Source organism: Pseudoalteromonas sp. Z1A2 (assembly GCF_011378755.1).
In the GTDB taxonomy this organism is placed as follows: Bacteria; Pseudomonadota; Gammaproteobacteria; order Enterobacterales; family Alteromonadaceae; genus Pseudoalteromonas; species Pseudoalteromonas distincta.
This window is the reverse complement of sequence record NZ_WTKX01000032.1, coordinates 22,513-44,678: the sequence shown is the minus strand read 5'-3', so window position 1 is coordinate 44,678 and position 22,166 is coordinate 22,513. Positions and strand designations below refer to the sequence as shown.

Annotated in this window: 17 protein-coding genes and 1 pseudogene; 6 read left to right on the top strand and 12 right to left on the bottom strand. The window is 40.2% G+C overall.

What is annotated here, in order from left to right; translation table 11 throughout:
- Positions 1-340: 340 nt before the first annotated feature.
- Positions 341-1,435, top strand: coding sequence for a Fic family protein (locus GQR47_RS17840; RefSeq protein ID WP_024597437.1), 1,095 nt, complete (start codon positions 341-343; stop codon positions 1,433-1,435).
- 174 nt (positions 1,436-1,609) lie between these two features.
- Here GQR47_RS17840 and GQR47_RS17835 read toward each other — a convergent pair whose 3' ends face one another.
- From GQR47_RS17835 to GQR47_RS17815, 5 genes are all read right to left on the bottom strand, one after another.
- The gene (locus GQR47_RS17835; RefSeq protein WP_002962076.1) at positions 1,610-2,035 is read right to left on the bottom strand and encodes a DUF86 domain-containing protein; all 426 of its coding nucleotides are present in this window, start codon (positions 2,033-2,035) and stop codon (positions 1,610-1,612) included.
- The gene (locus GQR47_RS17830; protein ID WP_002962075.1) at positions 2,028-2,417 is read right to left on the bottom strand and encodes a nucleotidyltransferase domain-containing protein; all 390 of its coding nucleotides are present in this window, start codon (positions 2,415-2,417) and stop codon (positions 2,028-2,030) included. Before GQR47_RS17830 ends, GQR47_RS17835 begins: the two co-directional genes overlap by 8 nt.
- A gap of 330 nt (positions 2,418-2,747) precedes the next feature.
- Positions 2,748-4,247: a DUF2235 domain-containing protein gene (locus GQR47_RS17825; protein WP_165724229.1), complete on the bottom strand. Its 1,500-nt coding sequence runs from the start codon at positions 4,245-4,247 to the stop codon at positions 2,748-2,750.
- A 117-nt stretch (positions 4,248-4,364) separates the two neighbouring features.
- Positions 4,365-6,455 carry a hypothetical protein gene (locus GQR47_RS17820; protein ID WP_024603441.1) on the bottom strand — a complete coding sequence of 697 codons (2,091 nt, stop codon included), beginning with the start codon at positions 6,453-6,455 and terminating at the stop codon, positions 4,365-4,367.
- A 137-nt stretch (positions 6,456-6,592) separates the two neighbouring features.
- Positions 6,593-7,897: an NAD(P)/FAD-dependent oxidoreductase gene (locus GQR47_RS17815; RefSeq protein WP_002962796.1), complete on the bottom strand. Its 1,305-nt coding sequence runs from the start codon at positions 7,895-7,897 to the stop codon at positions 6,593-6,595.
- Positions 7,898-8,146: 249 nt separating this feature from the next.
- Here GQR47_RS17815 and GQR47_RS17810 point away from each other — a divergent pair, with 249 nt between their 5' ends.
- Together GQR47_RS17810 and GQR47_RS17805 are read left to right on the top strand one after the other, a co-directional pair.
- Positions 8,147-10,075, top strand: a complete 1,929-nt coding sequence (locus GQR47_RS17810; protein ID WP_165724227.1) for a RecQ family ATP-dependent DNA helicase — start codon at positions 8,147-8,149, stop codon at positions 10,073-10,075.
- A 45-nt stretch (positions 10,076-10,120) separates the two neighbouring features.
- The gene (locus GQR47_RS17805; protein WP_002962790.1) at positions 10,121-10,429 is read left to right on the top strand and encodes a YkgJ family cysteine cluster protein; all 309 of its coding nucleotides are present in this window, start codon (positions 10,121-10,123) and stop codon (positions 10,427-10,429) included.
- A 71-nt stretch (positions 10,430-10,500) separates the two neighbouring features.
- On the opposite strand, the gene GQR47_RS17800 is transcribed toward GQR47_RS17805, so the two are convergent.
- From GQR47_RS17800 to GQR47_RS17785, 4 genes and pseudogenes are all read right to left on the bottom strand, one after another.
- On the bottom strand, positions 10,501-12,120 hold the full coding sequence (locus tag GQR47_RS17800; RefSeq protein ID WP_024596456.1) for a methyl-accepting chemotaxis protein: 1,620 nt from the start codon (positions 12,118-12,120) through the stop codon (positions 10,501-10,503).
- Positions 12,121-12,343: 223 nt separating this feature from the next.
- Entirely contained in the window at positions 12,344-12,961 is a 618-nt protein-coding gene (locus GQR47_RS17795) for a glutathione S-transferase (protein WP_002962787.1), read from the bottom strand.
- Positions 12,962-13,011: 50 nt separating this feature from the next.
- Positions 13,012-14,040 carry an NADP-dependent oxidoreductase gene (locus GQR47_RS17790; protein WP_024596455.1) on the bottom strand — a complete coding sequence of 343 codons (1,029 nt, stop codon included), beginning with the start codon at positions 14,038-14,040 and terminating at the stop codon, positions 13,012-13,014.
- A gap of 173 nt (positions 14,041-14,213) precedes the next feature.
- Positions 14,214-14,715: pseudogene (locus tag GQR47_RS17785) on the bottom strand (GNAT family protein).
- A gap of 149 nt (positions 14,716-14,864) precedes the next feature.
- Here GQR47_RS17785 and GQR47_RS17780 point away from each other — a divergent pair.
- Positions 14,865-16,070, top strand: a complete 1,206-nt coding sequence (locus tag GQR47_RS17780) for an anhydro-N-acetylmuramic acid kinase (RefSeq protein WP_024603443.1) — start codon at positions 14,865-14,867, stop codon at positions 16,068-16,070.
- 37 nt (positions 16,071-16,107) lie between these two features.
- Here GQR47_RS17780 and GQR47_RS17775 read toward each other — a convergent pair whose 3' ends face one another.
- From GQR47_RS17775 to GQR47_RS17765, 3 genes are all read right to left on the bottom strand, one after another.
- Positions 16,108-16,593: a hypothetical protein gene (locus GQR47_RS17775; protein ID WP_010554987.1), complete on the bottom strand. Its 486-nt coding sequence runs from the start codon at positions 16,591-16,593 to the stop codon at positions 16,108-16,110.
- A gap of 412 nt (positions 16,594-17,005) precedes the next feature.
- A complete protein-coding gene (locus tag GQR47_RS17770; RefSeq protein ID WP_165724226.1) occupies positions 17,006-18,133 on the bottom strand; it encodes a zinc-binding dehydrogenase in 1,128 nt (375 codons plus the stop codon).
- Between the two features lie 43 nt (positions 18,134-18,176).
- On the bottom strand, positions 18,177-18,854 hold the full coding sequence (locus GQR47_RS17765; RefSeq protein WP_024596119.1) for a glutathione S-transferase family protein: 678 nt from the start codon (positions 18,852-18,854) through the stop codon (positions 18,177-18,179).
- Positions 18,855-19,020: 166 nt separating this feature from the next.
- Here GQR47_RS17765 and GQR47_RS17760 point away from each other — a divergent pair, with 166 nt between their 5' ends.
- Together GQR47_RS17760 and GQR47_RS17755 are read left to right on the top strand one after the other, a co-directional pair.
- A complete protein-coding gene (locus tag GQR47_RS17760; RefSeq protein WP_024596118.1) occupies positions 19,021-19,947 on the top strand; it encodes a LysR family transcriptional regulator in 927 nt (308 codons plus the stop codon).
- A gap of 222 nt (positions 19,948-20,169) precedes the next feature.
- Entirely contained in the window at positions 20,170-22,137 is a 1,968-nt protein-coding gene (locus GQR47_RS17755; protein WP_024596117.1) for a hypothetical protein, read from the top strand.
- The last annotated feature ends 29 nt before the right edge of the window (positions 22,138-22,166 follow it).

Genomic DNA, 22,166 nt, shown 5'->3' with positions numbered 1-22,166 from the left:
GTGTAATAAAAAACCAAGAAGCGTTTAAGCTCCAAGAAAGTTAAATACGACCTTGAAGCTTAAAATGAGAGATGGTATCTACAGGTGTTGCGCTTGGCCTTATTTAAAAGCCAAAGCACGATATGAAATCGCACCTATGCTTTTGTTAAGAGCGGTGTTTGCAATGATGTAGGTGAGGTTTTATACCTCGCTTAAAAATACATTTTTTACCACAGGAAAGTGAATTACTGTTCAATGTAGCGCTTAAAAGTAATGAGGCAATTAACCCTGTTATTCGCCTCATTGCATGATGCAAATAAATAACATAGACTGAAGCTAATTACCTTTAGGACTAAAGACTATGTGGATATGGCAACAGCAAAACTGGCCAAACTTTACGTGGGATGCTGCAGCGCTTGCTCCTTTACTAAGGGATCTTTCATATAATCAAGGTTTATTAGTAGGGCGTATGGGCGTGCAAAGTGCTCAACAAAAGCAGCAAGCCCTTGATACTTTACTTGCAAATATTATTCACTCCAGTGCGATTGAGGGTGAAAAGCTTAATGCATTTTCGGTTCGCTCTTCTCTTGCTAAAAAGCTCAATATTAATGAGCAGCCTTACCCAACAACAGTGCAAAGCGATAATCTTGCAGAGATTATGCTTGATGCAATAAATAACACACACTCACCGCTTAATTTAGAACGAGTGCTTAATTGGCATCGCTTATTATTTGCAGGTGAGCAAAGCTTATTTACTAAAATTGAGGGCGGGCAATTGCGTGGTGGCGAGCCAATGCAAGTGGTATCGGGGCGCTTAGATAAACCGGTATTACATTTTACGGCGCCTCCTAAAGAGCGAGTAAATAAAGAGCTTTCGCTATTTTTTAATTGGTTTAACAAAACGCAAAACGAACCTCAAATAGACCCTTTTATTCGGGCAGCTATAGCACACTTATGGTTTGTAACAATACATCCACTTGAGGATGGTAATGGGCGTATTACACGCCTTATAACCGACCTGGCATTAGCGCAAGAACATGCTGAGTCAATTCGGTTTTACGCTATGTCGGTGGCTATTTTAGAAGACAGAAAAAGCTACTACGAGGTGCTTGAAGCCACTCAACGTGGAGAGCTTTGTATTACCCAATGGGTTAAATGGTTTTTATGTATGCTTAATAATGCGATACACCATACGCTTAATAATATTGAGCAAACAATTTTTAAAACCAATTACTGGGCAAGTAAAGATCAAACAAAGCTAGGTGAGCAGCAAGTAAAAGTGCTTAATAAGTTACTTGATGGCCAATTTGAACAGGGTATTAGTGCGAGTCAGTATCAAAAGGTAGCTAAGGTTAGCCGTGCAACCGCAACACGCCATTTATCGGACTTGCAAACGCTTGGATTTTTAACAAAAACCGCCGCAGGTGGGCGTAGTACACGTTACAAAATTGCCTAATGAGGTAATTACACATATTATTCGCCTCATTGTGTGAGGCGAATAGGTGTTTGAATTGTTGTAGGTGAGGTTTTATACCTCGCTCAATGTTTTTATAAGAACAAAGCGCGATGTAAAATCGCACCTACGGTTTTGTTCAGTGCAGTGGTTTAATTATTGTAGGTGAGGTTTTATCTATGAATCTTTGTTTAGCTCTGTAATCGCTTTAATACTAAATGCGTGCATAGTTGTGTAGTGTTGCTTTTTAATGATTGTTTTAACGATACTTTGGTCAATATTTAAGTAATCGTGAACAAGAGCATTTCGTAAGCCTATAATTTTACGCCATGACAGTAGTTCTGCCTCGCTCAAAAAGCCCAAATTAGTAAGTTCGCTAAATGTTTGATAGGCGTTGCTACTGGTACTACTTTTGTGCTGCTTTAGCCAATGCTTTGATAAACCAATACACACCTCGGTCATTAACTGTAGTAATCGCTCTGCAGCTCGGTAGTCTCTACTATTAAGTGAATCGATTTGACTGAGTTCGTCGAGTTCTTGCATATATTCGTCAATATGGCGTGTTACTTCACTTAAATAAAGTGTAATTCCGGTATCAGTCATGTTTACTCGCTATGGTTTCAAATTCGAACTGGCTATATATACGCTGCTGCTCTTTCATCGCTCTAACACTATTATTGCTTATAATTATTTTTCCATATTCAATAACGTTGAAAGCTAAATAACTTGGAATAATATTTATATCAACAATCGAAATAAGTTGTTCGTTAAGATTAAGTGCATTACTTATTTCAAGCTCAAGCTCTTTTGGCCTAAGGCGCTTATCGAACGATTCCAGATCAAAGTTTTTAAATGCTATGGCTAAGTCAATGTCACTATGAGGCTGAGCTGTCCCTTTTGCATGGGAGCCATATAGCCAAACTACATCAATGTCGGTGTTTTGATGTAAATACTCAATTATTTTTTGTATAACTTCATTTGCCACGAAAAAGTAACCATTGATAAAAACAGTAATAATAACCTATCAGTTTTATAGTGAACATTAAAACTGATATTTGTTTTATTTAATTTAAAAGCTTCGCTTTTCGCGCGAGCAAGCAGTGCGCCTACAGGTGTTTAGGCGGGCTTTGTAGCGTTGATTGGGAGTTATGATCCGTTACTAAAGAGCTAAGCGCGATGTAAAATCGCATCTACGGGTTTGTTGAGTGTGGTGTTTGAGTTGTTGTAGGTGAGGTTTTATACCTCGCTTAATGTTTTTATAAAGCCAAAGCGCGATGTAAATTCCAGCCTACAATTTAAAAGCCTCGGTTTCCTCTTATTCCAACCGCGTTACTTTCACTTTTATTTTACCGGCATTAGCGCCATAAAAGCGGCTTAAGTCGTTGGCAAATGGGCAAAACTCGCCTGATTTATCTATTTTAATGTCGGCGCCGTTGGCTATTTCAAAAAGGTGGTCGTCGTTTTTATTAATAGCACCAATGAGTGAAAACCATTGTGCGCGAGGGAATCGTCTAAATGGTTCAAGTACGGCCATCGGGATTTCTTTTACGCCAAGTTGTACGTTATCGCGGTTCCAGCCTAATGGCGTGCACTTTATGCCATCGTCAAACCAGTATTGATTTGGGTATGGGGTAAAACGGTACGTAGCGCCTTGCTCTAGCATGAGGCCGGTTGCGTTGTATTGCTCTGAGGCAAATACCATTACATCTTGGCTTTGGTTAATGCTCAGCACATTCATGTTTTGATTAGCCAGTTCTATATGTTGGCTTAAACCAATAAAGCTAAGTGTGGTGTTGTCGTTGTAGCTAATTTTGTAATGCAGTTTTTTTAGCGATTCTGGGCGGTAACTGGTTAGCTTATTAATGCGTTCGGCTACGCTGTAGTGCACTAAAGGCTCAAGGTTGCTGGCTTCGTCATCAATTAATACATAGCACTGCCTATCTACTAATTTAAAAAATGGGTTAAACCAAAAGTAATTTTGTTGGTGACTTAATGCGAGCGGATCGGGCGTTACGGTTACGTCATCTTGTGCTACTAAGTTGCTATCGGGGAGCAGGGTTTCGTAATCTATATCGTGGCTAGTGAGTAACGATATATTAAGCGGTTGTTCTATTAACCACTCAAGTGCGTAGCGCAAGCAAATATCGGCTAGGCCATCGCGGTAGTAACCGCCGCCAATGTCTGAATGCGCACCTGCAAACCATAGCTCGGTAATATTGCTTTGATGGTTCATGAGTGTGGGTTCAAAGGCGCGGCGTTTTTCATCAAGGGCTACGCAGTGCAGCGCGTGAGTAATGTTGTTGGCAATGGTGTGGTTTTCAAAAATAACGTGCTCTGCGCCGCGTGTAGCTTTACTTACTTTTGATAAGCCAATAGAGGCGACGGTATCAAACACACATACGTAAACATTATCAGCAATTAAAGGCTCTAGAATTTTGGCAAAACGCCTAGCAAGTGCACCGCCTCGGCTAAAACCCGTTAGCAGTATGGCATCGCCTATTAGGTAGTGAGCTTTAAAGTCGCTTAATGCTTGATTTAAGATACTGGCTACGTCGTCACCACGAGGTGCAAGGGTTTGGTTTAAAATGCGTTTAAGGCGGCTGCCTTTAGTGCCAATACCTTGATAATAAAAACTGAGTTGGTTAGCAAAAGGAGTAATGGGGGAGTCTTCTAATTTACCGCCAAGCAGTAAATGCAATTTTAGAATGTTGGTAATATTAGAGTCTTCTTTAAAATGCTCTGAGCTAAATTGCTCTGCATCACGGGGCTCGTTTCCTGTGCCGTCAAAGTTAAAAATTAGCGTTTTACCCGTCATAACCCAATTTCCTTAGTTGTTTTAAATACTCTACACAGACAATGTTAAATATTAAAGACAATATTTGGGTTAGTAACAAATACGCCAACTAATTTGTTGGCGTATTAAAAGTGCGGGTTATAGGTTATTAAAAGTATAGTGATTTAGCTGCGTGCCCTCTGCGGGTTTTAATGCGGGGTTTAACTTAATTAATTGCTCGTAAACCTCAGGATAAAACGTTTTTAAACGTGCTGCGCGAGAAAGGTGATTCGGTTCAATTTTTTCAACAAGCTGCAGGGCTAAAGGAATCATTGGGCTTAACTCCCCTTTGGTGTAGCTTTGCTCAAGCGCTAGGTCGAGTATATCTACGCCTAATTTTTCTGAATCAGCGGGTATTTTATTATCAATTAGAAATTGTACTACCTCGACAGAAGACGATGCAGCTTGTACATAAACGTCGCGCCCATACGTATCGGTAATCGAAAAATCAAAACCAGCTTGTTTAAGCTTTTGCCATTGACTAAGAGGAAAACGACTTAATCTTGCTAAATCACTCGGTGGCTTAGGTTCAACTCGGCTTTGCCAGATCGCTATAAAGTCATGAGGCTCTAATAGTAGGAATGAAAAAAGTGTATCGGTTTCTGTTTGAGTTAATGGTGTACTAAGGCTGTACTCATAAGCTTTTTGGTAATCTTTTTTAGACAAATATTCGCTGAACGCGTTATGACTTCTATCGTTTGAAAGCTGATTGTTTAGTATACTCCACCAGTAATTAACTAATACGGGGTCTTGTTCTTGTAAAACATATTCGAAGTTATTACCGTGCTCTTTTTTTACCTCTAGCACCGTATTATATGCTCGCATAGTAGAGTGTAATTGTTCAGTAGCGCTTAACTGCTGCTGTAATAGTTCACAGTTTTGTCTTTTATTATCTAGCTCTTTCTTTTGTTGCTTCAAATCTACTAAAAAACGTGCAACATCAGAATTATCGGGCTCACTCACTTGGGGCAATGTGGCGTTGTCTATTTTACCAATAGGGCTAAAGTAAGCATATTGCTCAGGGTTTTCCTGCCCATTAATATAGGCGCCTTGCTGGTAAATAAAATCACTTACAAAAGAAACGCCTTTGCCATTTAGGCCGTCATTAGCATTGCCGCTATGAGCTTTATAGCCCTGCTCTGTGAGGTAGTCCAACATTTGAGTATGCTTTGCATCTAAAGGGGCTGGCGTTAAGTTACCACTTCTAGGCAGGTTTACTATTGCAACATCTAAACCAGTAAATAAGCCAGGCCGATTGGTTGGTGTTACGCCTAGTTGTTGTAGTGCTTTTACAAGCGGTAAATTAAACTGGCTTACGGCAATATCAGCCATGTTATATAAAACAGAATTTTCTTCGTACAGCGGCATAGCATCCAGTGCCGGCACCTGCTTCATAAGCGCAAAAATATACTCATTAGGAATGTTGTTTTTAATTGCAGTAGCTAACTCATTAACTGTAAATTGGTTAGTTGAAATTGCCTGCTCAAACTCTTTTGGCGTAAATTTATTTGCATTAAGCACAAACAATGTCGCCGGGGAAATAACTTCACTGCCCTCAAGTTTAATAAACGTTTTAGAGTAAGTGGTAAATGTATCAGTGTTGTTTAATAAAGCATAAAGGGTTTCTTTTTGTACATTTTCATCAAGGGGTACACTCAGAGTCAGTCCTGAAGGGCTATGTTTATTATCTCCAAGCTGTTGAATCATTTCTTTTACTTTATCATTGGTGAAGCCTTTAATTGCCTCAATGCCTTGCCAATTAGCTAATTCGTCTAAAGAGCTAGTAATACTAAGCTGCTGCTTTTGCTCAGCAACTATGGCATCTCTTAAAAAGGCAATATATTGACGCTTATAGATTCCTGATAGGGTTGCATACTTTAAAAGCGTGGGGACCGACGTCCCTTTTTTAAGCTCACTCACAAAAAATGAAACAAGCGATTGGTTTAAATTATTTATTTTTATATGTTGTTGCTGTGATTGATCTCTACAAAGGCGAATATCTTTTTTTAGATCTGTGACTATTCTTAGCGGTGTGCCTTCTACGGGCTGCTTTTTATTAACTAAATTAGGCTCAGTGGCATTTGGTGCAGCCACGTTGGTCTGCTCTACAGCGGCTGTGTTAGGCTGGGTTTTAAATAGATATACTGCCAAAGCCGCTATAATTATAAGTCCGAGAAGTCGCTTTTTCATAACCGCCAATCCTTTGATGTTATTAAAATATTCTCACATCGTACTACTCTAGGTACGCAAAGTGCAAAAAAGCTTTAAGAGATAATACTTATTAACTCTTAAAGCTTTTTTGTGGTTTTGTGAGCGTACTTAATTTTTTAGTGCAACTTCATTTTAGGGCGCACTACACGCAGCACTTTTTCGCTTATCCATAATGCAAAGGTTTTTGCGCTACCGTGTATGGCGCGTTGGTGCATACGGTATAAAGATATATACATAAAGCGGGCAATTTTACCTTCAATAAAAAAGGTATTGCTGGTTAGGTTGCCCATTAAGTTACCCACAGTGCTGTAGCTTGATAAATTAACAAGTGAGCCATGGTCGCTGTATTTAAAGCCGCGTAGTGGTTGCTGCTTTAGCGTTGCGATTAGATTTTTTTCGACGCACTGCGCCATTTGATGCGCCGATTGTGCGCGTGGTGGTACTTGCTTACCGTCGGCTTGGGTAAATGCGCAGCAATCGCCTAATACAAAAATGCTTTCGTCTACGGTGCTTTGTAAAAACTCGTTTACTTGAATTTGGTTGCTGCGCGTCAGCTCAAAAATACCTAAGTCTTTAATAAAATCAGGTGCTTTTACGCCTGCTGCCCACACCATAATATCGGCATCAATGTGTTCTTCGTCTTTGGTGATAAAGCCTTGTGCGGTGCCTTCTTTTACTTGTGTTTGCTCGCGCACGTTTACGCCAAGTTTTAATAGCTCACGTTTTGCACTTACGGCAATACGCTCAGGTAATGCTGGTAAAATACGTGGTCCGGCTTCTATTAAATGAATATGCAAACGCTTAGACGACATATTTGTTAAGCCATAAAGTTTTAATAGTTCAGACACATGATAAAGCTCAGCTGAGAGTTCAACACCGGTAGCACCGCCGCCTACAATGGCAATATTAAGTGATTGCTGTTGGTTATCGTCTTGGTGAAGGCGTGTAAAGCTGTCGAGTAATGAATGCTGAAAGCGCTCTGCTTGTTGGTTTGAGTCTAAAAAGTAGCAGTGATCTTTTATACCTGGGGTATTAAAGTCGTTACTTACGCTGCCAATGGCAATCACTAGGTGGTCGTAGCGCACGGTGCGCTCGGGTAAAATTGTGTGGCCTAGCTCATCTAAAAGTGGTGCAAGGGTAACTGTTTTATTGCTTTGATCTATATTGCAAAAAGTACCAAGTTGAAAGTTATAGTGGTGTTTTGCAGCATGGGCTGAATACACAACGCCATCTAAATCGGGGTCAATAGAGCCTGTCGCTACTTCGTGCAGTAACGGCTTCCATATGTGGGTACGGTTTTTGTCTATTAGTAGAATTTCAGCTTGTTTTTTCTTTCCTAATTTATGACCTAATTGCGTTGCGAGTTCTAATCCGCCAGCACCACCGCCAATAACGACGATTTTAGGTGTAGTAATATTCATAACGTTGCCCTCAAAAATAATATACCCAAGTGATCTGTATTTTTATTAGTTTTTTAAGATAACTTGGGTATCAATAAATTATTTTGGCAACAAGCAGTTACTACTCATTTTATAGTGCTCTAGTTTGCGCTTAAATAAAGGTGATGTCAGCAATAAATAATGTTATTTGTTGTATACTGAGTTGCAAATATTTCATCTACACCGCATTTTTATAAGCATGACTATTGTTTAGCCATCAAAAGGACATTTATGACCACGCCACTAATTCAATCACTTGAGCAGCACTTTGGTTTTAGCCAATTTAGAACAGGGCAACAACAAACTATAGAGCAGCTTTTAAATGGTCAATCGTCGTTGGCTATATTTCCGACCGGTTCGGGTAAATCGTTGTGCTATCAATTAACTGCGTTGCATTTACCAAATTTAACGTTAGTGGTTTCGCCTTTACTAGCATTGATGAAAGATCAAATTAGCTTTTTAAATAGCAAAGGTATTTACGCGGCAAGCCTTGATTCGAGCCAAGATCAAATGCAAAGCAGCACCGTAATGAATGATGTGCGAAATGGTAAAATTAAAGTACTAATGGTGTCGGTTGAGCGCTTTAAAAACGAGCGTTTTAGAGAGTTTATAAGCCAGGTGGCGCTTTCGATGTTAGTGGTAGACGAAGCGCACTGTATATCTGAATGGGGCCATAACTTTAGACCCGACTACCTTAAACTACCGCGTTACCGCGAAGAGCTTAATATTCCTTTAGTATTGCTGCTTACGGCAACGGCGACTAAAAAAGTTAAACGCGATATGGCAGAGCGATTTGCTATATCGCCTGAGTGTATTGTGCAAACGGGCTTTTATCGCGCCAATTTAGATTTAAGTGTGTTGAGCGTTAAAACCGCCGATAAAAATACCGAGCTTACCAACATTGTGCGCGCGCAAAATGGCCCTGGTATTGTGTATGTAACGCTACAGCAAAGCGCCGAGCAAGTTGCTAATGTGCTAAGTGCACAAGGTGTGCACGCGGTGGCGTATCATGCGGGGCTTGAAGATACGCTACGCTGGCAAATTCAAGATGATTTTATGGCGGGTAAAATTAACATAGTGGTGGCAACCATAGCCTTTGGTATGGGCGTTGATAAGTCGGATATTCGCTTTGTTATACATTACGATTTACCAAAATCGATAGAAAACTACAGCCAAGAAATTGGCAGAGCAGGGCGCGATGGCAATCCATCAAACTGCTACACCCTTGCCAATTTAGATGGGCTAAATACGGTTGAAAACTTTGTATATGGCGACACCCCAGAGCTTAGCGGTATTGAATACGTAATTAACGATATTCGCCAAAGCCACCAGCAATGGGAAATGCAAGAATACAGCTTATCGAGTGAAAGTAATATTAGGCAACTGGCACTTAAAACCTTACTTGTACAGCTTGAAATGCAAGGCGCTATAACGCCGCAATATGCTTACTACGCCGATTTTAAATATAAATTTTTGGTTGATAAAAATGAGCTACTAAGCCAATTTGACGAGCAACGCCAAGCGTTTTTAACGCAAATATTTAGCCATACCGATTTTAAAAAAATATGGGGCACGCTAAATTTTGACTCCCTTACGCAAGCTGCGCAGGTTGATCGAAAACGCGTAGTGGCAGCCCTTGATTACCTAGCCGAAAAAAAACTAATAACGCTCGAAACCAAACGTATTACCCAAGTATACAAAGTGCATAGCGAGGTTATAAATAACCCAGAACTTGCCCAGCAACTACACGACTACTTTAGTGATAAAGAACAAGCCGAAATTAAACGTATTGCTGCACTGGTACGCTTTTTTGAGCTACAAAGTTGCTTAAGCTATAACTTAGCGCGCTATTTTGACGATCAAAATGCACCACAGCAATGTGGGCATTGTAGTGTGTGTAGAGGCCATGCGGTTAAGCTTGAATACTCTATAGAGCCTGCCTATATTGAGGAGCAGCTTATTTATCAAAAGGTAGATGAGTTTTTAGCGCATATGGCAGACAAAGGTAATCATAATGTGGGTATTGAAACCCAATGCCGCTTTTTAGCGGGGATGAGTGTGCCATTATTTGCGCGTAATAAAGTGCGCCAATTGAGTGGTTTTGCACTGTGCGAGCAAATGCGTTACAGCGATATTAAAGCAAAACTACTAGCGCGTTAAATTAGTTACTGTATCCTAGTGGCTTATTCAAAAAAGTAAGCCACTATGCCTCATATTGTTATTCCCGTTGAAAATATTTCTACTACCCCAGAGCCTGTTACGTGTGCTAACTGCCAAGCCTGTTGTTGCCAATTAGAAGTGCGCATAGTAACCGACACCGGCGTGCCATTTAACTACATTGAATACGATAAATGGGGCAGCGAAGTAATGAAACGCGCTGACGACGGTTGGTGCCAAGCACTCGACCGCAATACACTTATGTGCTCTATTTACGAAAACCGCCCATTAGTTTGCCGCGAGTTTGAAATGGCCTCAGACGAGTGTATTACCGAGCGCGATTTAGCGGGTATATAGTCCGCTATTATTAAAGTACATAAACAACAAAGGGGCTTAAAAGCCCCTTTGTTTATTACTTACTATAAAAATTAAACTTTAAAGTAGCTAATATACTTTTTAAGCGTGTTTGAAAGGTCAGCTAATGCAACAGCTTCTTGTGCGTTACGGTTAAGCGACATGCTGGTTTCTTTAGACATACTGGCAATTTCTTCAACGCCGGTACTAATTTGCGCCACGGTGGCTACTTGGTTTGATGTTGATTCAACAATTTCAAGCACGTTACTTAATGAGTCGTTAGCTTGTTGCTGTATTTGATGCAGTAACTCGTTTGCCTCATGGGTAAGCGTTAGGCCATTTTCTACTTGCGGTACTGTGGTTTCCATAGCTGTTACCGACGCTTGTGTGTTTTCTTGTACTTGCAAAATCATCTTTTCAATGTCGCCTGTTGCATCACCAGTACGCTGGGCAAGTTGCCTTACCTCGTCAGCAACAACAGCAAACCCTCGGCCTGTTTCGCCAGCTCTTGCAGCTTCTATTGCCGCATTTAGTGCAAGCAAGTTTGTTTGATCAGAAATACTGCGGATCACACTTAAAATATCGCCAATGTGTTTTACATGTTCTTGCAAAACATTTACTTGGGTAACGGTGGCTTTTACGGTTACTGAAATTTGCTCAATTTCCGCCGCTACTTTTTGCACTGCAATACTACCTTGCTGCGATAATTGTGCGGTTATTTTTGAGTTATCTTCTGTTTGTTTAACAGAGCCTGCAACAGCATGAATACTTTGGCTCATTTCTTCTAGGCTACTTACTGCCGAGTTTGTATAAGTTACTTGTGCGTCAGCGGCACTAAGTGCTTGCTGCGAACCAGACGCTACGCTTGCAGAGTGAGTAGAAAGCTCTTCAGATGAGTTAATAATGCTATCTACAATGGTTTTTAATTTAGATTGCATAACCCCTACAGAAGCCATCATGCTATTTGGGCAACACGACTGCACATCACCTCTTAAATCGCCTTGGGCAATAAGGGCAATTACTTCGGCGGCTTCTTGTGGTTCGCCACCTACTGACTTTCTGATCAGTTGGCTAATAACATACGCAACGCTTGCACCTATTAAAATTGCAAGCGCGGTGAGCGAAATGATCCAAATTTCAAATGAACTGGCAATATCGAGAGTATCAATAGTGGTGGTTTGATTTGCTTGCTCTTGCAGATTTATAAATTGGTTTATAACATTTAGCCACTGGGTAAACGCAGGGCGCGCATCGGTTAATAAAATGCGTTTAGCTTCGTTTAGGTTTCCTGCATTTTTAGCGTTTATTACACCTTGAATAAAAGGCTGAGTACGCTGCTCTATTTGATTTATTTTATTAATTAAAGCGCGCTCTTCACTATTCATATTACCCATTAGCTTAGCCATAGCGCGGCTTGACGTTTGGTAAAATGCGTTTAGCTCTTGTATGTTATTTAACACGGTACTTAAACTGCTTTGCTCGGTAATTAGTACTACGTCGCGCACGGCTATTGCTCTGTCGTGTACGCTGCCTCTGAAGTTAATTGCGTAACGTTGCTTTACCGAATTTACGTCGGTCATGTGGGTAATATTACTATTAATAAGGCTAACGCGCGAAATTCCAATAATGGTTAAAATAATCATCATTGATAAAATTACGCCAAAGCCGGTCGTTAAACGCATGTTTATGGTCATGGTTGATCCCAAGTGTGAGTCAATACGCGCAAGAGCAGCTTGTATTATTAGTGAAAATACTTAAACAATAGCAGCATTATGCCTTATTAATTAAAGTTTTATTAGCAATAAGGTAGGTGATTGTTAATTTAGTTTACAAGTGTAACTTTGGCGGGGCATATTTTACAGGCATTAAAAAAGGGGCTAAATGCCCCTAGTGTTATATAAAATATTATATAAAGGTTTAGTCGTACTTTGCTTCTAGCTCATTAGCTGTATGAAACTTCTCATGGCTTTGTAATTGCTCGTCGTATTTAACGAGGTTTTTAAAGTGCGCTAATTGACCTGAGTTTTTAACTATTTCAACAATAAACGACATCATAAAGTCAGCGCCCGTTAGGGTATCGCCCACTAAATAACGTTTACCTTCTAGGCGGTCGTTAAAGTAGCTAATTACTTTGGCTGTTTCAGCGTCGGCATAGCCTTCTAAAAACTGCGTTTTAGCGCCGTCTTTTAGTACAAACATTTTAAGTAAAAGCGGTAAAATTGCTGAGCTTTCTGCAAAGTGCAGCCATTGCTGGTAGTCAACATATTCAGCGGTATCTACTTTTGGAGCAAATTTACCGTTGCCGTATTTAGAAATAAGGTAGTCGGTAATAGCGCCTGATTCAGCAATAATTAAACCGCCATCTTCAATTACCGGTGACTTGCCAAGTTGATGAATATGCTTTAGTTCGTCAGGTGCTAGGAATGTGTCTTTATTACGCTGATAAGCCACAATTTCGTAGTCAACATCTAGCTCTTCTAAAAGCCAAATTATACGTTTAGAGCGGGATTTATTTAAATGGTGTAGTTTAATCATGTCAGTCCTTTTGTGGCTTGTAAGGGCTTTGCCTTACAAGCCGTATAAAATTAAAGTGGGTTATTAATTTTAACCACAGTTTTACCAAAGTTTTTACCGGATATCATATCGTTGAACGCGTCTACTGTATTTTCGATGCCTTCTACCATGTGCTCCCGGTATTGAATTTTTCCGTCTTGTAGCCATTTTTGCATGTCTTGTGCAAACTCGTCGTAACGGTCGCCGTAATCATCAAAAATGATAAAGCCTTGCATTTTAATACGCTTAGTAAGCAATTGACCCATTAGCATACCTAAACGGTCTGGGCCTTCTGGTAAGCTAGTTGCGTTATATTGCGATACTAAACCACACAATGGTACGCGCGCTGCTGTATTTAGTAATGGTAATACGGCGTCGAATACTTTACCGCCCACATTTTCGTAGTAAACATCAATGCCGTTATCACACGCTTTTTCTAGTTGGTCTGCAAAGTCATCAGCTTTGTGGTCAATACAGGCATCAAACCCTAGTTTTTCAACGGCGTGTGCACATTTTTCGCTACCACCAGCAACACCGACTACTTTACAGCCTTTAATTTTAGCTATTTGACCAACCGTTGCACCTACTGGCCCTGTTGCTGCTGCAACAACTACGGTTTCGCCTTCTTTAGGCAGGCCAATATCAAGTAAACCCATGTAAGCAGTAAAGCCAGGCATACCCATAATACCTAATGCGTATGAAGGGTTTGCAGGCTCTTTACCTAATTGCATTAAGCCTTCACCATCGGTAATGGCGTAGTCTTGCCAACCTGTGTAGGCAAGTACCCATTCGCCTTCGTTAAACTTATCGTTTTTAGACTCTTCTACTTGGCACACAGTTGCGCCAACCATTACATCGCCAATATTAACTGGATCTGCGTACGACTTAGCATCACTCATACGACCACGCATATACGGGTCTAATGATAGGTAAATAGTGCGTAGTAAAACTTCGCCATCTTTTAATGCAGGAAGTTCTACCGTTTTAAGTTCAAAGTTTTTTTCGTTCGGGGCGCCATTAGGGCGTGATGCTAAAGTAAGTTGACGACTAGTTGCAGACATAAAAATCTCCTCTTAAAGTGAATGTACTTAGCGAATGTTTATGCGTTAAATTAATATCTAACCTAAACAATAATGCGCGCTAAGCAGTGTAAATATATATTTTTACCTCAATACATTAGCTTTGGGCGAGGTACTGGTAATTCAAGCTTTGCAGAGTATTTATTCTAAATGGTTTATTTTAGCTTGCTAAAAATATGGCTATTGTAAAACACCCCGTTTTTATAAATGGCCTGTTTAAGCACAGCCTCTTGCTCAAAACCACTTTTAATAAGTGCTTTCATTGAGCCGGTATTACCAGCAAACACGGCAACAAAAAATTCTGTTTAAGTGTGAGCTTGCAAACGCTTCATTGCATATAAGTTCAATAGCGCGAGTAATAATACCTTGCCCCCAATAGGCTTTATTAAGCCAATAACCAATTTCGCCACTGTGGTTGTATTCAAATTCGCCGGGAGTTACACCAATACAGCCCGCAAATTGCCCATTTACCTCAATGGCTTTAACTGTTGCATCAATTACGCCGTTTTTTGAGCCTTGGTTTATCCACCAATCAGCATCGGCTTGCGTATACGGAAACGGAATTTTTGACGATAAATAACGCGTTACCTGTTCATCATTTAAGGTATTAATAATAAAAGGCGCGTCTTGGGCTTTAAACTCTCTGAGGGTGATCATATTTTTTCATAAATTTTTAGTATGCACACTAACTTAACAATCATTTAAGAGTTAAACAATCAGAACCTAAATTAAACGGTTTACGGCTATTACTTTGTTTTAAAGTCCTCTAATATAAGCAAAATATTACACCTATTTTAGATGCCATTATGCACCCTCACATTAAAGCGCTTTATAACAGCGCCCAAAAACCAAGCCGTTTAATTATTGGTTTAATGAGCGGTACCTCGTTGGACGGGCTTGATGTTGCACTGTGTAAAGTAACGGGCGCGGGCTTAAATACTCACATTGAGGTTTTAAATTTTACCACCGTTGACTACAACGACGATTATAAAACTAAAATAAAGCAGGTATTTGCCAAACGAGAGTGCGATTTAGAGCTTGTTACTTTATTGCACCCGTGGGTAGGTAAACTCCATGGCGATATGGTTAATCAGTGCTTACATACTTGGCAAATAAACCCGGCAAGTATTGATGTAATAGCAAGTCACGGGCAAACCATTTACCACTGCCCGCATTCGCAGCATAACCACAAAAGCTTTACTAATGGCACCTTACAAATTGGCGATAGTGACCAGATAGCCGTTACTACGGGTATTACTACCATTGGTGATTTTAGGCAAAAACACATAGCCGCAGGAGGCGAGGGCGCACCGCTTGCTGTGTATGGCGATTATTTGTATTTTTCGAGCGCTGCTGAGAGTCGGGTTTTGCTAAATATGGGCGGCATAGCTAACTTAACGTTTTTACCCAAAAATGGTGATGCAAACGGTGTGTTTAGCTCCGACATTGGCCCCGGTAATACCATTATGGATGCCTACGTACAGCAACATTTTAAAGATATGCATTATGACGATGGCGCAAAAATAGCAAAAGCAGGCAAGGTAAATACACCATTATTAAATGCATTATGTAATAACGCATTTTTTAAACTCCCAATGCCTAAAACTACAGGGCCAGAGGTATTTAACTTAGCGTATTTAAACGCCGCACAGCAGCTTACAAATACACACCATTTAAGTCATGAAGATGTAATGGCCACCTTAAATACCTTTACTGCAACAGCTATAGCAAATGCATTAAACGAGTGTGCAGAGCGCGAACAAAATTGTGTGGTGTATGCAAGTGGTGGGGGTATTCATAATCCATTAGTAATGGCGCAACTTACAGCGCTTTGCCCACGTATTAAGGCTTTTAAAAATACCGACGATTTAGGTATAAATCCCGATGCAAAAGAGGCTGTGTTATTTGCTATTTTAGCAAACGAATGCCTAGCAGGAGAGCAGCAACACCTAAGTAACACCGCACAAGGTATTGCGGGAGTTACTATGGGTAAAGTAAGTTTTGCAGACTAATAACTTGTCGCATCGCGTAATTTAAGTGCAGTCAGCACTAAAACAGCGATAAAAACGTAGAACCCATACTCGCAAAGTAGCTACGAACGCCCTGTGACTTGGTATGTTCAGTTTTTATTTGCTCAGGAATATAGCCTTGCTCAAACGCTTTAATGTACACATCGAGTTGCTGGCTTTCTTTTAAGGTCGTATTTTTTCCGTGCAGCATCATTTGCACTACAAAACACTGGCTTTGTGTAATGTTACTTAAAGTTAGGTTTACAGTACCAGATTCAAGGTCTGCATTGCTCAGCGTTTTTTCAGTAAAATACTGCGCCCCACGCGCACTGGGCTGCGTTGCACTTAGTGAAATAACATCGCTCTCATTTGCGCCATCAGGCAACACACATTGCAGCGTGATGTTATGCGCAGCATTGGCTTTTAGCGATAGCTTTTCATATTCCATAGCGTGGCTCATCGCCGCAGACATAGAATCATCAAATGATTGCAGTGCAAATGTTAGTTGCACTAAGGGTGTACTCATCTTACTTAATCTTCTTGAGTCTATTCATTTATCGGATAGAGATTATCGCGGATCAAAGTTACAGATTTATGACTAATTGCATTATTTAGTACAATTATTGAGTAGTTTGATCAAAGAGGATTTTTGTTGAAATTTTATAATGCTAGAAGGTGATTCCAGGTGATATTTCTAAAGGTACGTTCTTAAATGCGTTAAGTAATTTAGATATTCATTTACACCAAAATTTCATTGATGGCTTGAATGTATTAAAAATTATAAATTCAATAACAATTAGTGAGCCTATTGCGCATTCATTATATTTTTAAGTTTTTATTATGACAAAAAAGCAGTTACCTAATTAGCATCTGTTTTTATATTTAAAAACCACAGTGCTAAGCGCTGTGGTCTTTAATTTTTAACGAGGAATATTTAATTAAGCTTGAGGTTTAATTAAGTACTTTTCGCCTGTTGCTTGTTTAGAATAAGCGGCAATTGACTGTAAGTGTAATACCTCAGCTAATGACACTTCGTGCGTGTAGTTGCTCGCAAATGTAGTGGTGATTTCATCAGCAACGCGTTTGCGCATTTTCATTACTGTATCTGTGCCTAATTTACCTAAAGCATTAAATAACAAGAACCCGCTTACAGCCCAAGCAAAGCCAAAGTTACGGTTAAGTGTAATAGGGCCGCGGTCTAGTGCGCCATAAATGTACACTTGTTTAAATGTATCAGAGCCATAAATTGTGTGCTCTTTTATATCGCGCGCAGCTGCAACTTCCATACAGTTAAGAATATCACTTGTTAGTTGGCCGCCACCAATAGGGTCAAACGCTATAGTTGCACCGGTTTCGATTATTGCAGCTGTTAGGTCAGCAAGAAAAGTGTCGCTGCTTGAGTTAACAATATATTTTGCACCCATATCGCGCAGTAATTTTTCTTGTTCTGGTTTACGAACAATATTTATTAAATCAACGCCATCAGCAATACAAATACGGTTTAGCATTTGGCCAAGGTTAGAAGCTGCAGCCGCGTGAATAATAGCTTTATGACCTTCAGCGCGCATGGTTTCTACCATTGCTAGTGCGGTAAGTGGGTTAACAAAAGATGATGCACCTTCTTTGGCGGTAGTCCCTTCTTTTAGCTCTAGGCAACTTTGTACGTTGGCACATATAAATTGACGATACGTACCGCCGCCAATTACTGCAACAGTTTTTCCCATTAATGCTTGTGCGGCTGGTGATGAGCCTGCTGCTACTACGGTGCCTGCGCCTTCATTACCTACTTGTGTTGCTTTACCAACACGTGTTTTAAGTGATGGCATAAATTGAGCTGGAACATCAGCAGTAATTACTGGGTTTTCATCAGTACCCGATTGTTTTGCAGTAGACATATCAGCTGCGCTGAATAAAACGCCTAAGTCTGATGGGTTTAATGGTGCAGCTTCAATACGAATAACTACTTCATCGGCATTTGGCTTTGGCATCTCGATGTTTTTTAAGGCAAGTGTGAGTTTATTGTCTTCGCTGATAGTTGAAGTAAGTTGGATATTTTTATCTGTCATAATACTGTTCCTATAAATTGAGAATGGGTAGCGTATAGCGTAATTATTTGCTTTGAGCTGCCTGTATTTGTGCTGTTACCTTTTGCATAAACTCAGGCATATTTGCTTGGCGATCTGCCTCTATTTGCTGTGCAATAGTCGATTGACTCATTTTTACTTGCCATTCTTTCATACCTGGGATTTCGGCCAGTACATCCCAATTAAGCTCTTTTGGCGTGAATGCGTTAACCACTGTATTTACGTAGTAAACGTAAATATCTGCCATGCTAAATTGTTCGCCTGCTATCCACGGCGAAAAATGCGTTAATTCACAAAGGGCGTTTACACCGCGCGTTAATAGCTTGCGAATGTCGTCTTTTACGTGTTCAGGTGCGGGGGAGCCTGTAAATACATACGGAATTAAGCGTCTGCTTGGCAATTCAAAGTAAAGCTCACTTATTTTCATAATTTGGCGAACAAAAGCACGCTCGGCTGAATCTTCAGGGTATAGCATGTTGCTTGGGTAGGTTTCTTCAAGGTAGTCGCAAATAACGCTCGATTCTGCAATATTTAGCCCATCAGCGGTGGTAATAGCCGGTACTTTTCCCATAGGGTTTATAGCTAAAAACTGCTCGTCGTTGTTGTATATAAGGTGCTCATTAAATGGCAGCTCTTTGTGTAAAAGTACATGCTTAACCAAGTTGTAATAGTTACTAGCTGCGAAGCCGTGCAAAGTAATCATAATGTAGCCTTTGGTTTTAAGCTTTAACTATTGGCGTTAAATAAATTAAAGCGTGTAGATAAGTTAAGATTATTATTACTTGTTTTAATTTGCTTATATATAGGGGAAAATGCGAATCACTTTTGTCTTTAAGACAATAAAGCATTTTATTTAATGGAGAGGCAACTTGGATCAACTAAAAGCCATACGGTATTTTATCAAAGTGGTTGAAACGGGCAGTTTTACCAAAGCCGCAAAAGCTTTTGATGTGCCGCCTTCGTCGTTGTCACGGCGAGTTGCTGATTTAGAAAAAAGCCTAGGTGCGACGCTTTTAAAGCGCTCGACCCGCATAGTTAAATTGACCGAAGTTGGGCAAATTTACTATAACGATGTTCAGCAAATATTAAATCAGCTAGAGCAAAGCCACGAAACTGTACGCAGTTATCAAACAACACCAATGGGGCGATTATGTATAAGCTCAATGGTAAGTTTTGGTGACAAAATATTACTGCCACTGCTAGATGAATTTAGCGCGCTATACCCCGAAATTATATTAGATGTTAGCTTAAGTGATGAGCTGTCGACACTCGGGCGTGACGACGTTGATATTGCTATTCGCGGTGGCTATGCGCCAAATGAACGCGTGCTAGCAATAAAACTAATGGATAACGGCTTTATTCCTGTTGCGTCACCCTGCTATTTACAAAAATACGGTATGCCCACTAATGTTATGGAATTAAAGGGCCACAGTGGCCTTTATTTTAAAACGCCAGCGGGGCCAACGCCTTGGTTATGTAAAGTAGATGATCAATGGCACGACGTTTCTGGGCCTGCGGTCGCTATTTCAAATAACGGATCGTGGCTAGCTAAAAAAGCATGTAATGGCGAGGGCATTTTAATGTCAACTCGATGGGCGCTCGACTCATACCTTGAATCTGGCCAGTTGCAAGAGCTTAAGTTTGAGCATGAATTAGCGATAAGTCAAAATGCGACTATGGCGGTTTATTTGTTGTATCAAAAGCAGCGTTATTTAGTACCAAAAGTAAAAGCGGCGGTCGACTTTTTAGTACAAAGAATAAAAGAAACAGGTGAAGGTAATAAGCAAACAAAATAGCCCTTAAGAGTAAGGTGGGTAGATTAATTGAGTGTCGGATGGCGCTGCGCTTATCCGACCTACGCTTATCCGATTTATTTTTACCAGATATATATTTATGTTTGTTTAACTTATTAATAAATTATTTGTATAAATAATAGGTAAAAAATGCGCCTTTAGGCTAAAGCTTTTAACTAAGTGCCCGATAAATTACTTAATAGGGTTTAGCGATTAAGGATAATCATGGTTAATAATGCACTTGGCAGCCACGCTAATTTAAGCACTTTACTTGCCCAATCAGTTAATAACGCTAACCAAACCTCTGTGAGTCCTTCACTACTAACCGGTAGCGACCTTCAAGCTATTAATGATTTACAAACTAACGCCCCCAAAATATCCGATGAATTATTAAGCCAGCTAAATAACGAAACTATTGACGAAGCACTAGCCAGTAATCAAAAAGTAGAGGACGTTTTAAAGCAGCAACTTACCTCGTTATTTACAATTTCAAGCACGCCGAGCACGCTTAACTATAAACTCTCCGATGAAGAACTCGCCCTGCGCACCGTAATAAGCTCTCAGCATGAGGGGTTATTAAAAAACGAAAATAGCACCCAATTAATTGAGCGATTAAATACGTCGGTTAAAAATATTCAGGGTGCTTATGCTAATACCAGCGATATTTTATCGAGTTTAGGTCAGCTTGGGCATGAGCAAAAAACGTTTTTAGCCTCAAGCCAGCAACGTGTTGAGCGTTCACTTAATCCATACATGGAAAGCCTTAATCGCACAAAATACGAGGATGACGATAACTACCTGTTTGAGCTCTCGGTAAAAACTAAAGAGGGTGATGTTATAAACATTACCTTTAACTCATCGCAAGGTTATGACGAAAAAACAGGTGAAGCGATAGATGGCTTTGGCATAAGTTACGAAGTTAATGGTAATTTATCTGAGGCTGAACATGGCGCTTTAACGCAGGTTATGGCGGGTGTTGGCGAAATGGCCGATGAATTTTTTAAAGTGAGTGAAAATTCATTCAACCCTCTTATAGTGCCAAACCAAACAGACATGAGCTTAGATTTTTTAGCGGGCTTTAATAGTGAGCAGTTAGCCGGTTTTAATGTGTCGTTTTCAACAACGCAAAATGATGCGCTTGATACTGCCCAGAATACGCTTGATTTAAGTTATTCCATTGATGAAGCATCAAATCAGCAAGCACTTGTGTTTAAAGCAGTAGGTGGGAAAAACGACATTGATTTTGCACTCGATATGTCAACCATTGGCGCTAAAGACACGCAGCAAATGCAGCAGTATTTAGCGTCGCTAGATCAAAGCCTAGAAGATAGTCGGGTTAATAGTAGTGAGGACGATAAAAAATCGGCATTTGGCCGCAAAGGCGACGAGGCAATGCAGCAAGGCTTTGCATTGTTTAAAGGCGCTTTTGCGAGTATGTCGTCGGCGGCTGAGCGTTATAGCAATTTGGAGTCACTTGCAGAACAGCACTTTAATGACGGGCGCACCATGGTTGCCGATTTAGTTGATAACATGATTACAAACGATGCCCGTTACCAAGGACTTGGTAATAAAGCCCCAAATACATTGGGTGCGAGTATTTCTAAGCTCGCTGATTTTGATGCCACTTTTTCATATGCGCTGGATAACGGCGACTATCAGCCTAAAAGTACTATTGAGCTAAGCCAAGTAACTGAACAAAGCCAATTAGGGGATCTTAGCGGTGTAACGCAAAGTAAAAATGTAAGCAGCCACTTTGATTATCAATACAGTCGCCCTGATTACTACAACAAAGAAGAGAGTTATAACGTAAACACCGCCGTTAAAAATAAAGAACTTGTGGGGCTCGATCAGTCTCACGAGGTTGATGTTGATACAAAAATGTTTGAGTTTAATCCGCAAACCAATCAATACGAGCTGCAAATGGCGATGCAAGAACAAACCGTTAGTAAAAGCAACATTCGCTTAATTGACGATATTTGGCTTGAAGAAAACGAAAACAGCTACAACATGAATAAAAAAGAGCGTGTTGAGAGTGACGAAAAGCAAGACGAGTTTAAAAAAACAAGCAGCCATTCTCATAATAAACTAGTTACCCTAATTGGTGATTTAGACAAGCTAGCTGAGAATAAAGACGTAAGGCGAGAATATTTAACTAACTTATCGCAAGTTAACTTTTTTATGGATAAAAAGTAACGGTTTTGAGTTGTTCACTCCACACTCAA

Bases quoted from the DNA above. Each gene is read 5' to 3' on its own strand.
- GQR47_RS17780 (WP_024603443.1), top strand. From the start codon at position 14,865: ATGCACCCTCACATTAAAGCGCTTTATAACAGCGCCCAAAAACCAAGC.
- GQR47_RS17800 (WP_024596456.1), bottom strand. From the start codon at position 12,120: ATGACCATAAACATGCGTTTAACGACCGGCTTTGGCGTAATTTTATCA.
- GQR47_RS17775 (WP_010554987.1), bottom strand. From the start codon at position 16,593: ATGAGTACACCCTTAGTGCAACTAACATTTGCACTGCAATCATTTGAT.
- GQR47_RS17840 (WP_024597437.1), top strand. From the start codon at position 341: ATGTGGATATGGCAACAGCAAAACTGGCCAAACTTTACGTGGGATGCT.
- GQR47_RS17795 (WP_002962787.1), bottom strand. From the start codon at position 12,961: ATGATTAAACTACACCATTTAAATAAATCCCGCTCTAAACGTATAATT.
- GQR47_RS17755 (WP_024596117.1), top strand. From the start codon at position 20,170: ATGGTTAATAATGCACTTGGCAGCCACGCTAATTTAAGCACTTTACTT.
- GQR47_RS17815 (WP_002962796.1), bottom strand. From the start codon at position 7,897: ATGAATATTACTACACCTAAAATCGTCGTTATTGGCGGTGGTGCTGGC.
- GQR47_RS17810 (WP_165724227.1), top strand. From the start codon at position 8,147: ATGACCACGCCACTAATTCAATCACTTGAGCAGCACTTTGGTTTTAGC.
- GQR47_RS17770 (WP_165724226.1), bottom strand. From the start codon at position 18,133: ATGACAGATAAAAATATCCAACTTACTTCAACTATCAGCGAAGACAAT.
- GQR47_RS17790 (WP_024596455.1), bottom strand. From the start codon at position 14,040: ATGTCTGCAACTAGTCGTCAACTTACTTTAGCATCACGCCCTAATGGC.
- GQR47_RS17835 (WP_002962076.1), bottom strand. From the start codon at position 2,035: ATGACTGATACCGGAATTACACTTTATTTAAGTGAAGTAACACGCCAT.
- GQR47_RS17825 (WP_165724229.1), bottom strand. From the start codon at position 4,247: ATGACGGGTAAAACGCTAATTTTTAACTTTGACGGCACAGGAAACGAG.
- GQR47_RS17765 (WP_024596119.1), bottom strand. From the start codon at position 18,854: ATGATTACTTTGCACGGCTTCGCAGCTAGTAACTATTACAACTTGGTT.
- GQR47_RS17805 (WP_002962790.1), top strand. From the start codon at position 10,121: ATGCCTCATATTGTTATTCCCGTTGAAAATATTTCTACTACCCCAGAG.
- GQR47_RS17820 (WP_024603441.1), bottom strand. From the start codon at position 6,455: ATGAAAAAGCGACTTCTCGGACTTATAATTATAGCGGCTTTGGCAGTA.